General features: G+C 75.6%; 12 protein-coding genes. 7 read left to right on the top strand and 5 right to left on the bottom strand.

Going from position 1 to position 11,446, the window contains the following annotated elements; all coding sequences use genetic code 11:
- Positions 1-52: 52 nt before the first annotated feature.
- On the bottom strand, positions 53-391 hold the full coding sequence (locus tag E4P43_RS16300) for a P-II family nitrogen regulator (protein ID WP_135146504.1): 339 nt from the start codon (positions 389-391) through the stop codon (positions 53-55).
- Positions 388-1,716, bottom strand: coding sequence for an ammonium transporter (locus E4P43_RS16305; protein WP_135146505.1), 1,329 nt, complete (start codon positions 1,714-1,716; stop codon positions 388-390). The genes E4P43_RS16300 and E4P43_RS16305 overlap by 4 nt, the downstream gene beginning before the upstream one ends.
- Positions 1,717-1,951: 235 nt before the next feature.
- Between E4P43_RS16305 and E4P43_RS16310 the strand changes: the two genes are divergently transcribed.
- From E4P43_RS16310 to E4P43_RS20280, 5 genes are all read left to right on the top strand, one after another.
- A complete protein-coding gene (locus E4P43_RS16310) occupies positions 1,952-2,653 on the top strand; it encodes an energy-coupling factor ABC transporter permease (protein ID WP_209313925.1) in 702 nt (233 codons plus the stop codon).
- On the top strand, positions 2,650-2,961 hold the full coding sequence (locus E4P43_RS20275) for a PDGLE domain-containing protein (RefSeq protein ID WP_209313926.1): 312 nt from the start codon (positions 2,650-2,652) through the stop codon (positions 2,959-2,961). Before E4P43_RS16310 ends, E4P43_RS20275 begins: the two co-directional genes overlap by 4 nt.
- A 1-nt stretch (position 2,962) precedes the next feature.
- Complete coding sequence (gene cbiQ, locus E4P43_RS16315) at positions 2,963-3,745, top strand: cobalt ECF transporter T component CbiQ (protein WP_135146506.1); 783 nt, start codon at positions 2,963-2,965, stop codon at positions 3,743-3,745.
- Positions 3,742-4,488 (top strand): ABC transporter ATP-binding protein, encoded by a 747-nt coding sequence (locus tag E4P43_RS16320; RefSeq protein ID WP_135146507.1) that lies wholly within the window; start codon positions 3,742-3,744, stop codon positions 4,486-4,488. The genes cbiQ and E4P43_RS16320 overlap by 4 nt, the downstream gene beginning before the upstream one ends.
- Positions 4,489-4,682: 194 nt before the next feature.
- Positions 4,683-5,483, top strand: a complete 801-nt coding sequence (locus E4P43_RS20280) for a hypothetical protein (RefSeq protein WP_135146508.1) — start codon at positions 4,683-4,685, stop codon at positions 5,481-5,483.
- On the opposite strand, the gene E4P43_RS16330 is transcribed toward E4P43_RS20280, so the two are convergent.
- A complete protein-coding gene (locus E4P43_RS16330) occupies positions 5,480-6,571 on the bottom strand; it encodes a hypothetical protein (RefSeq protein ID WP_135146509.1) in 1,092 nt (363 codons plus the stop codon). The two genes, E4P43_RS20280 and E4P43_RS16330, sit on opposite strands and share 4 nt — an antisense overlap.
- A 77-nt stretch (positions 6,572-6,648) precedes the next feature.
- The gene (ftsY, locus tag E4P43_RS16335; RefSeq protein ID WP_135146510.1) at positions 6,649-7,836 is read right to left on the bottom strand and encodes a signal recognition particle-docking protein FtsY; all 1,188 of its coding nucleotides are present in this window, start codon (positions 7,834-7,836) and stop codon (positions 6,649-6,651) included.
- A 75-nt stretch (positions 7,837-7,911) separates the two neighbouring features.
- Between ftsY and E4P43_RS16340 the strand changes: the two genes are divergently transcribed.
- Positions 7,912-9,579 carry an alkaline phosphatase D family protein gene (locus E4P43_RS16340; protein ID WP_135146511.1) on the top strand — a complete coding sequence of 556 codons (1,668 nt, stop codon included), beginning with the start codon at positions 7,912-7,914 and terminating at the stop codon, positions 9,577-9,579.
- 12 nt (positions 9,580-9,591) lie between these two features.
- A complete protein-coding gene (locus E4P43_RS16345; protein ID WP_135146512.1) occupies positions 9,592-10,404 on the top strand; it encodes an endonuclease/exonuclease/phosphatase family protein in 813 nt (270 codons plus the stop codon).
- A 6-nt stretch (positions 10,405-10,410) separates the two neighbouring features.
- Here E4P43_RS16345 and E4P43_RS16350 read toward each other — a convergent pair.
- On the bottom strand, positions 10,411-11,446 hold a 1,036-nt coding region (locus E4P43_RS16350), incomplete at its 5' end, for an AAA family ATPase (protein ID WP_167759215.1).

Genomic DNA, 11,446 nt, shown 5'->3' on the forward strand with positions numbered 1-11,446 from the left:
CCCACCCACCCCGCTCCCCGGCCGGCGTCCTCAGGTGCTCGTGCGGCTGGTGCTACAGCGCGTCGTCGCCGCGCTCCCCGGTCCGGACCCGGACGACCTCGTCGATCGTCGTCACCCAGACCTTGCCGTCACCGATCTGGCCGGTGGAGGCGGCCTCGACGACGGCGTCCACCACCCGGGCGGCGTCGAGCTCGCTGACGACCACCTCGATGCGGACCTTGGGCACGAAGTCCACCTGGTACTCGGCGCCCCGGTAGACCTCGGTGTGGCCCCGCTGACGGCCGAAGCCCTGGACCTCGCTGACGGTGAGCCCGGCGATGCCGATCAGCTCGAGGGCGTTCTTGACGTCGTCGAGCTTGAACGGCTTGACGATCGCGGTGACCAGCTTCATGCCAGCGTCCTCTCGGTGTTGCGGGCCTCGGCGCGAGCCTGGCCGGCCAGTGGGGCGGTGGAACCGCTGCTGCCGAGCGAGGCGAAGTCGTAGCCGGACTCCGCGTGCACGACGTTGTCGATACCGGTGATCTCGTCCTCCTCCGTGATCCGGAAGCCCATCGTCTTCTGGATCACGAAACCGATGACCAGCGTAAGGACGAAGGAGAAGACCAGGACCGCCACGGCCCCGACCACCTGCCGCCAGAGCTGGTCGACGCTGCCGCCGAAGAGCAGGCTCTCCACGCCGGCGGGGGCGTCCGGGTCGGCCAGGAAGCCGATGGCGATGGTGCCCCACAGGCCACCGACGAGGTGCACGCCGACGACGTCGAGGGAGTCGTCGTAGCCGAGCTTGTACTTCAGCCCGACGGCCAGGGCGCAGAGCGCACCGGCGATGGCGCCCAGCACGACCGCGCCGATGGGCGAGACAGCCGAGCAGGCCGGCGTGATCGCGACCAGACCGGCGACCACACCGGAGGCGGCGCCCAGCGAGGTCGAGTGGCCGTCGCGCAGCTTCTCCACCAGCAGCCAGCCCAGGGTCGCGGCGGCGGTGGCGACGAGCGTGTTCACCCAGGCCACGGAGGCGGTGTTGTTGGCCGCCAGGGCCGAGCCGGCGTTGAAGCCGAACCAGCCGAACCACAGCAGGCCGGCGCCGATCATGACCAGCGGGAGGTTGTGCGGCCGCATGGCCTCGCGGCCGAAGCCACGGCGCTTGCCGAGCACCAGGGCGAGGGCGAGGCCCGCCGCACCGGCGTTGATGTGCACCGCGGTGCCGCCGGCGAAGTCGATGGCCACCAGGTTGTTCGCGATCCAGCCACCGACGTGCTCGTCGAGGCTGAAGTCGAAGACCCAGTGGGCGACCGGGAAGTAGACGACCGTCGCCCACACACCGGCGAAGACCATCCACGCGCCGAACTTGGCGCGGTCGGCGATGGCGCCGGAGATCAGCGCGACGGTGATGATGGCGAAGACGGCCTGGAAGCCGACGAACGCCATGGGGGGCAGGCCGCCCTCGGCGGTGACGTCCTCCATCAGGCCCTTGAGGCCGAAGTACTGCGACGGGTCGCCGAGCAGACCCAGGCCGACGTCGTCGCCGAAGGCCATCGAGTAGCCGTAGACGACCCAGAGCACGCTGATCAGCGCCAGCGCCCCGAAGCTCATCATCATCATGTTCAGCACGCTCTTCGCACGGACCATGCCGCCGTAGAAGAGAGCCAGGCCGGGGGTCATCAGCAGCACGAGTGCGGCGCTGACGAGCACCCAGGCGGTGTCGCCGGTGTTGACCACGGCAACCTCCTGAGGGTTTCGGGGCCGTCGCCGACCCGTCGTCGAGTGGTGTTCACCGTGCCGGGGCCGTGTTTCCGCCGACGTCGATCCCACGTTTCGCGGCGGTGAACTCCGCCGCGCGTGTCCGGCCGCTTCGTTGCGGTGGTGTTGCGCGGCCCCCCGGTGCGCCCCCGCTCGCCCTCCTCCGGGCTCGCTGCCGAGCCAGTTGCAAACGATGTGCAATAAGGTCAGAGGCGTGCACGTCCCCGATGGATTCCTCGACCCCGCCACCTCCGCGACGACCGGGGCACTGGCCGCCGGCACCGTCGCGCTCGCCCTCACCCGGGCCCGCGCGGAGCTCGACGACCGCACCGCTCCCCTGGCCGGCCTCACCGCCGCGTTCGTCTTCGCCGGCCAGATGATCAACTTCCCGGTCGCGGCGGGGACCAGCGGTCACCTCATCGGCGCGGTGCTCACCGCCGTCCTGGTGGGCCCGTGGACCGCGGTGCTCTGCATGACCGCGGTGCTGCTCGTGCAGGCCGTGCTCTTCGCCGACGGCGGGCTCACCGCGCTGGGCACCAACGTCACGCTCATGGGGCTGGTCGCGGTGCTCGTCGGCTACGGCGTCTTCCGCGGGCTGGCCGCGGTGCTCCCGCGGACCCGGACCGGCGTGCTGGCCGCCTCGGGCGTCGCCGCCGTCCTCTCGGTGCCCGCCGCCGCCCTCGCCTTCGTCGGCCTGTTCGCCCTCGGCGGCACCGTGGACCTCGCCCTGGGCACCGTCGTCTCGGCGATGACCGGCGTCCACCTGCTCATCGGCCTCGGCGAGGCCGCGATCACCGTCGCGGTGGTCGGCGCCGTCCTCGCCGTCCGGCCCGACCTGGTCCACGGGGCGCGCGGCATGCGGGCCGCCGCCGTGCTCGAGGACCGCCGCCCGGCTGCCACGGGGGCCGCCCGATGAGCCGCCGGGGTCGCACCCTCTGGGTCGTCGGGGTCGTCGTCGCCCTCCTCGTCGCCGGAGTCCTCAGCTGGTACGCCAGCGGCTCCCCCGACGGGCTGGAGTGGGCCGCCGAGCGGGCCGGCTTCGCGCACACCGCCGAGGACAGCGCCGCCGCCGGCTCCCCCTTCGCCGACTACCTGTGGGACGGCGAGGAGAACCGGCTCTCGGCCGGTGCCTCCGGCGTCGTCGGCGTGCTCGCCACCCTCGGCCTCGCCGGTGGCGTGACCTGGCTGGCGCGCCGCCGGGGCGCCGGCTCCGGCCAGGGCTGAGGTGGGAGCGGGCCACGGGGGTGCCCTCGCCACCCGCTACCTGCCGGGCAGCTCCGCGGTCCACCGGCTGGAGCCGCACCTGAAGCTGGTCGCGGTGCTGGCGTTCGCGGTGGTCGTCGTGGCCACGCCGGTCCACGCCCCGTGGGCGCCCGCGGCCTACGGCGGGTACCTGCTCGCCGTCCTCACCGTCGCCGCGGTCGCCGGCGTGGGGCCGGGCCGGCTGGTGCGCGGCCTGGTGGTCGAGGTGCCGTTCGTGGCGTTCGCCGCCCTCCTGCCGTTCGTGGCCCGCGGTCCCCGGGTGGAGGTGCTCGGCCTCTCGCTGTCGCAGAGCGGGCTGGCCGCCGGTGGCGGCCTGCTGGCCAAGGCGACCCTGTCCATCCTCGCGGCGACCGTGCTGGCGGCGACCACCGAGCCGCGGGCGCTGCTGCGCGGCCTGGAGCGGCTGCGCCTGCCGCAGCTCCTGGTCCAGATCCTCATGTTCATGATCCGGTACGCCGACGTCGTCGGCGGCGAGCTGCAGCGCATGCGGGTGGCCCGGGAGTCCCGCGGCTTCACCGGCGGCGGCGTCCGCGGCCTCCGGGTCGTGGCGGCCACCGCCGGGACCCTGTTCGTCCGCTCCTACGAGCGCGGCGAGCGGGTGCACCTGGCGATGCTCAGCCGCGGGTACAGCGGCACCATGCCGAGCGGGCCCGTCGCCCCCGCCGACCCGCGGTCGTGGGCGCTGGCCCTGACGCTGCCCCTGGCCGCCGCCGCCGTGCTGCTGACCGGGATGCTGCTGGGGTGAGCACCCCGCCCTCCCTGCTGGTGGAGGACCTGGCCTTCGCCTACCCCGACGGGCACCAGGCCCTGTTCGGTGTGGACCTGCGCATCGAGCGGGGCGAGCGCGTCGCCCTCCTCGGGCCGAACGGCGCCGGCAAGACCACGCTCGTGCTCCACCTCAACGGCATCCTCCGCGGCGGTCGCGGTCGGGTCAGCGTCGCGGGTCTCGACGTCGGCAAGCGGACGCTGCCCGAGATCCGCCGCCGGGTGGGGGTGGTGTTCCAGGACCCCGACGACCAGCTGTTCATGCCCACCGTCGGCGAGGACGTCGCCTTCGGGCCGCGCAACCTCGGGCTGCCCGAGGCCGAGGTGGCCGCCCGGGTGGCCGAGGCGCTGGACCGCGTGCGCATGGCCGACGCCGCCGACCGGCCACCCCACCACCTCTCCTTCGGCCAGCGCCGCCGGGTCGCGGTGGCCACCGTGCTGGCGATGCAGCCGGAGATCGTCGTGCTGGACGAGCCGTCGTCGAACCTCGACCCGGCGGGCCGGCGCGAGCTGGCCGAGGTCCTCGACGAGCTGCCCGTGACGCTGCTGATGGTCACCCACGACCTGCCCTACGCCGCCCAGCTGTGCCCGCGGTCGGTGGTGCTCGACGGCGGCCTGGTGGTCGCCGACGGGCCGACCGCCGAGCTGCTGGCCGACGCTCCGCTGCTCGCCGCGCACCGGCTGGAGCTCCCCTACGGGTTCTCGCCGCGCCCCGCCGGCTGACCGGGCGCGGGGCGGCAGCACCCCCGTAGCGCTGCCGCCCCCCGGACGCCGCCGGCGCACCGGACCGCCCCGCCGTGGTCAGGGGCAGGACGGCTCCCCAGGCATACCGCGTGCCGCGGGCCGGACAGCCGCCGCAGTTCCGCACTTGCGGTACCTTGCGCCGCCTCACGGGGGATCGGACACGGGAGACCGCGATGGGCAGCAGCACGACCGGCGAGCACGGCGCCCGCGAGCCGCTGGACGACCCGTTCGTCCGCCAGGTCACCTGGCTGGTCGACGCCCACGGCGGTCGCGAGCAGCTGGCCCGGGCCTCGGGCAACCGGGTCAGCCCGCGGACCCTGGACAACTGGTGCCGGGGCCGGTACCCGCGCAACGCCGTGACCGGCGCGGTGCGCGACCTCGACGCCTGGGCCCTGGAGAACGCCCCTGGCTACCCGGGGGCCGCCAGGGCCCCGCGGCTGGTCGAGACCTGCGGTCCCGCCGCCGCGCCGCCCGTCCCGGAGCGCCCCGCGGGGCCCGAGCCGGCACCGGCGCCCGCACCGGAGCCGGCCCCCGAGCCGGCAACGGCGCCGGCTCCCTGGTGGCGGCGCCGGTGGCCGGCGGTGGTCGCGGCCCTGCTCGTGCTGACCACCGGCGGCACCACGGCCGCCCTCCTGGTGCGCGACGGGGCCCCCGACCCGATCCCGCCGCTGCCGAGCACCGGTGACGGCCGACTGCGGCCGGAGACGACGGGCAGCCTCGGGGCGAACACCTTCGCCGACCCCCGCACGCTGCAGGGGCAGGGGCAGAAGATCCCGCCGGACACCACCGTCGAGGTCCGCTGCCGGTACTACGCGCCCAGCATCCCGAGCGTCACGCCCGACGGTTTCTGGTACCTCGTCGACTCCGGCGAGTGGGCCGGCCGCTGGTCGCCGGCCAACTCGTTCATGAACGGCGACGTCAAGGGCGGCCGCACCCTGCACAACACCGACTTCGACGTCCCGGTCTGCCGCTAGGGCCCGCCGGGGCGCCGCAGTCGCAGCCAGAGCAGCCCGCTGCCCACGGCGACGGCGAGGTACCCCGCACCCAGCCGCTGGGCGGGCATGCCGTCCCCGGCGAGCAGCAGGACCAGGCCGTCGAGCCCGGCGAGGCCGACACCGAGCACCGCCAGCAGCCTCGGGCGGGGCAGCATCGGGGGCCACGTCGCTCCCGCCGTCGGGAGGTCGCTGCCCAGGTCCGCGCGCTCGCGAGCACCGGACCGGCCCGCCCGCACGGGCAGGCCGGCCGCCGCCCACAGCCGGTCCAGCGCCTCCCGCGCCGCGGGCCCCGGGGCGAACCGCTCCGCGTGCAGCGACTGCACCACGGCCCCGCGGTCGTCGACCAGCTCGACGGCGTGCGGCCCGGTGCGCACCGCCGCGACAGCACCGCGCCCCTCGCCCACCGGCAGCCAGCGCTCGACGCCGTCGCCCTCGCGGATGCCGACCTCCGGGCCGTGCGGGCGGCGGGCCAGGAGCACGCGGCGCGCGCCCCGGTCCGGCCGCACCACCGCCTCCGAGCCGCTGGTCAGCCGCTCGCCGAGCAGGCCGGTGGCCAGCGGCCCGGCGCCCGCGGCGAGCAGCACGACGAGCCCGAGGAGCCCGACCGCCGCCCACGTGCTGGAGCTGCCGCGGGCGACGCCCAGCACGTGCCCCACGGCGAAGGGGACGGCGCCGAGGACGGCGACCGCCGACTGCCACCCCGTCCAGCGCGGCAGCGCCCGCGCCACGGGGACCCGCACCGAGGCGAGGGTGGCGACCTCGTCCTCCCCCGCCGGCCGCACGTCCAGCCCCAGGACGTCCACCAGGCGCTGGAGGCCGGTCCCGCGCAGCGGGCCGCCCCGCTCCGGCGGGGGCACCGCGCTCCACTCGGCCACCGGGACGACCACCAGCGGCGCGCCGGCGTCGTCGCCCACGACGAGCAGCGGCCCGGCCGTCCGCCGTCCGCCGACGGAGCGCGCCTCCCCGCCGGGGAACGTCCACGCCGTCGCCGGGCCACCCGGGCCGCGCCGCCACGTCGTCGTCCGGCCGTGCGGGGAGACCCGGTGCAGCCCGGTCCCGTCGGCCACGAGCCGCGCCGTGCGCGTCGCCCAGCGGAAGGGCGGGGGCAGCGGCGCGGCCGGGACGACGACCCGCGCGGAGGCGCTCAGTCCTCGCCGCCCACGAGCCCCTCGGCGAAGGCGCGCGGCTCGAAGGGAGCCAGGTCGTCGGCGCCCTCGCCCAGTCCGATCAGCTTCACCGGGATGCCCAGCTCCTGCTGGACCCGGACCACGATGCCGCCCTTCGCGGTGCCGTCGAGCTTGGTGAGCACGACGCCCGTGACGGTGACGGCCTCGGTGAAGACGCGGGCCTGGACGACGCCGTTCTGCCCGGTCGTCGCGTCGAGCACGAGCAGCACCTCGGTGACCGGCGACTGCTTCTCGACGACGCGCTTCACCTTGCCCAGCTCGTCCATGAGCCCCGACTTCGTGTGCAGCCGGCCGGCGGTGTCGACGACGACGGTGTCGACCTCGGCCTCGACGCCGGTGCGCACCGCCTCGAAGGCCACCGCCGCCGGGTCACCGCCCTCGCGGCCGCGCACGGTGAGGACGCCGACGCGCTCCCCCCAGGTCTCCAGCTGGTCCGCGGCGGCGGCGCGGAAGGTGTCGGCCGCGCCCAGGACCACGCTCTTGCCGTCGCCGACGAGCACCCGGGCCAGCTTGCCCACGGTCGTCGTCTTGCCGGCCCCGTTGACGCCGACGACCAGGACCACGCCGGGACGCCCCTCGTGCCGGTCGGTGCCGAGCGTGCGGTCGAGGTCCGGCCCGAGGACGGCGGTCAGCTCGTCCACCAGCAGCTCGCGCAGCTGGGTGCCGGAGGCGGTGGCGAGCACCATCGACTGGGTGCGCAGCCGCTCGACGATCTGCGTGGTCGCCGCGATGCCGACGTCGGCGGCGAGGAGGGTCTCCTCGACCTCCTCCCAGTCGTCCTCGGTCAGCTTCTCGCGCGCGAGGACCGTGAGCAGGCCGCGCCCCAGCGAGGACTGCGAGCGGGCCAGCCGCGAGCGCAGCCGCACCAGCCGGCCGGCCGACGGTGGCGGGGTGTCGAAGACCAGGCCCGGCTCGGGCTGGGCCGGGGGCAGCTCCACCGTCGGCGGGGCGTCGGGCACGACCGCGTCCGGCTGGTCCGGGGTCGGGACGGGAGCCGGCGGCGTGGGCCGCGGGCGGGTCAGCGTGGTGCCGGCCGCGGCGTCGTCCTCCAGGCGCATCGTCCGCCGTCCGCGGCCGACGAGGAGGCTGACCCCGGTGATCAGCGCGATGACCAGGATCCCGATCGCGATCAGCACGAATTCCATGCCCGCGAGTCTCTCAGCCGCCCGCCCGCGATGACGGGCAGGACCGCTCACAGGCGGGTACGGAAGGGTGTGGGCATGCCGCACCCCGACCCGTCAGCCCCCGCCCTCCTGCTCGGGCCCCTGCTGCGGCACGTCGACCCCGTCTCCGCGACGATCTGGGTGGAGGTCGACCGGCCCTGCGAGGTCACCGTCCTCGACCGCCGGGCCCGCACCTTCTCCGTCGCCGGGCACCACTACGCGCTCGTCGTCGTGGAGGACCTGGAGCCGGGCAGCACGACCCCGTACGAGGTGCACCTGGACGGCGTCCGCGTCTGGCCGCCCGAGGGCTCCGCCTTCCCGCCCAGCCGGATCCGGACCGCCGGCGGGCCCGGCCCCTTCCGGCTGGCCTTCGGCTCCTGCCGCTACGCCAGCCCGCGCACGGTGCACCGCTCCGAGGGCGTGCCGCCCGACGCCCTGGACCGCTACGCCGTGCACGTGGCGGAGCTGCCGGAGGACCGCTGGCCCGACGCCCTGGTCCTCCTCGGCGACCAGGTCTACGCCGACGAGATCACCGACTCCATGCGCGAGCAGTTCGCCGCCCGCCGCGACCTCGACGTGGCGCCGGGCGCCCAGGCGGCGGACTTCGAGGAGTACTCCCGGCTCTACGCCGAGTCCTGGACCGACGCCGAGGTGCGCTGGCTGCTCTCGACCATCCCGTCGTCGATGATCTTCGACGACCACGAGATGATCGACGACTGGAACACCTCGGCGGCCTGGCGGGCGGAGGTGACCGGGCAGGGCTGGTGGGCCGAGCGGATCTCCGGCGGCCTGGTCAGCTACTGGGTCTACCAGCACCTGGGCAACCTCAGCCCCCAGGAGCTGGCGGAGAACGAGACGTGGCAGGCCGTGCAGGCGCTCCCCGACGGCCGGGTGGACGCCGAGCCCCTGCTGCGGGACATGGCCCGGCGGGCCGACGCCGAGCCCGCGGGGGTCCGCTGGAGCTACGTGCGGCACTGGGGCGATGCCCGCATGGTCATGGTCGACAGCCGCGCGGGCCGGGTGCTCGAGGAGCCCGCGCGGCGGATGCTCGACGACGCCGAGTTCGAGTGGGTCGAGGCCGCCATGCGCCGGGCGGTCGAGGACGGCGTCGAGCACCTCGTCGTCGGCACCTCCCTGCCCTGGCTCCTCCCCCACGCCATCCACTCCATCGAGCGCTGGAACGAGACGCTCGCGGTGCGCCACCACGGCCGGCGCCGCGGACGGCTGGCGGAGAAGCTGCGCCAGGCCGCCGACCTCGAGCACTGGGCGGCGTTCGGCGACTCCTTCGAGCGCCTGGGCCGCGCGCTGCTCGCGGTGGCCCGTGGCGAGCACGGCCGGGCACCGGCGACCGCGCTGGTGCTCTCCGGCGACGTCCACCACGCCTACGCCGCCGAGCTCGTCCGGCCCGGCGGCCTCACCTCGCGGATGCACCAGCTGACCGTCTCCCCGCTGCACAACCAGGCGCCGCACCCGATCCGGGTCGGCTTCCGCATCGGCTGGAGCCGGTCGGCGCGGCGGTTCGGGGAGCGGCTGGCGCGGCTCGTGCGGGCGGCGCCCTCGCAGCTGCAGTGGGAGAAGCAGGCGGGGCCGTTCTTCGGCAACCAGGTGGGCGAGCTCGTGCTGGACGGCCGCGAGGCCCGCTTCGTCCTGTCGGTGACCGGGGAGGCCGGCGTCGACGACGCCCGGCTGGTGCAGGTGCTGGACATGCCGCTGTCGGATGCCTGAGAAGGTGGAGGGGTGACGAAGCCGGCCCCCGGTCCCGACCAGCCACCGATCCCCGTGCGCCTGGTCACCTTCAACACCCACCACGGCGTGGGCGAGGACGACCGGCACGACCTGCCGCGGCTGGCCAAGCTCCTGGCCTCGGTCGACGCCGACATCATCTGCCTGCAGGAGGTCGACCGCCGGTTCGGTCCCCGCAGCGAGGACGTGGACCAGGCGCTGCTGCTCTCCCGCGCCCTGGACATGCAGCTGGCCTGGGGCCCGGCCATCGACCGGGGCGAGGAGGACCGGCGGCCCGGCGACGAGCCGCGCCGCCAGTACGGCAACGCGCTGCTGTCCCGGCTGCCGATCCTGATCAGCGACGTGCACCGGCTGCCCGGGAGCGGCGAGCCGCGCAGCGCGCTGCGGACGATGGTCGAGCTCGACGGCGGGGCGCTCTGGGTGACCGCCACCCACCTGACCACCCGCTCCGCCGAGGAGCGGGCCGCGCAGGTGTCTGCCCTGGCCGGGCTGCACACCGAGCCGATGGACACCGGCGTCCTGGTCGGCGACTTCAACACCGGGCCCGACGCCCCCGAGCTGGACGTGCTCCGGCAGCGGTTCACCGACGCCTGGCACCTGGCCCGGGCGCGGGACGACCAGGCCGGCTGGCGGTTCTGGCAGTCCGAGGCGGGCAACACCCACCCCGCCCGCTCGCCGCACCGCCGGATCGACCAGGTGTGGGTGTCCGCGGGGGTCGCCGTCGCCGGCGCCTACGTGCTGGACGCCGAGGGCGCGTCGGACCACCTGCCGGTCGTCGTCGACCTCGAGGTCCGCAGCGGCGTCTGACCGACCTCAGGCGGTCTCGAGCTCGCGCAGCCGCTGGCTGATGACGCCGGTGATGCCGTCGCCGCGCATGCTCACGCCGTAGAGGGCGTCGGCGATCTCCATCGTCCGCTTCTGGTGCGTGATGATGATCAGCTGCGAGGTGGAGCGCAGCTGCTCGACCAGCACCAGCAGGCGGCCGAGGTTGACGTCGTCCAGGGCCGCCTCGACCTCGTCGAGCACGTAGAAGGGCGACGGCCGGGCGCGGAAGATCGCCACGAGCAGCGCCACGGCGGTCAGCGAGCGCTCGCCGCCGGAGAGCAGCGACAGCCGCTTGACCTTCTTCCCCGGCGGGCGGGCCTCGACCTCGACGCCGGTGGTCAGCATGTTCTCGGGGTCGGTCAGCACCAGCCGGCCGGCGCCGCCCGGGAAGAGGGTGGCGAAGACCTGCTCGAACTCGCGGGCCACGTCCGCGTACGCCGAGGCGAAGACGTCGTGAATGCGCCCGTCCACCTCGCGGACGACGGTGAGCAGGTCCTTGCGGGTGCTCTTGAGGTCCTCCAGCTGGGTGGCGAGGAAGGTGTGCCGCTCCTCCAGCGCCGCGAACTCCTCGAGCGCCAGCGGGTTGACCTTGCCGAGGGTGGCGAGGTCGCGCTCGGCCCGGGCCACCCGCCGCTCCTGCACCGCCCGCTCGTAGGGCACCGGGTCCGGCGCCGGCTCCCCCGCCGCCTCGGCCTCGGCCACCTGCGCCGGCGAGGGCGGGACCGGCGCGGTGGGGCCGTACTCGCCGAGCAGGGTGGGCAGGTCCACGCCGAACTCCTCGGCCGCCCGCCCCTCCAGCGACTCGATGCGGTAGCGCTGCTCGGTGCGCGCCACCTCGTCTCGGTGCACCTCGTCGGTGAGCCGGTCGAGCTCGGCGGTGGCCGCGCGCACCCGGCTGCGGACCTCGAGCAGCTCGGCCTCGAACCCGCTGCGCGCCGACGCCAGGGCGTCGCGCTCGGCCGCGGCGCGGGCCAGCGACGACTGGAGCGCGGTGACCGCCGCGTCCGCGTCGGCGCGCACCGCC

The organism is Blastococcus sp. TF02A-35 (assembly GCF_004571075.1).
Taxonomy (GTDB): domain Bacteria; phylum Actinomycetota; class Actinomycetes; order Mycobacteriales; family Geodermatophilaceae; genus Blastococcus.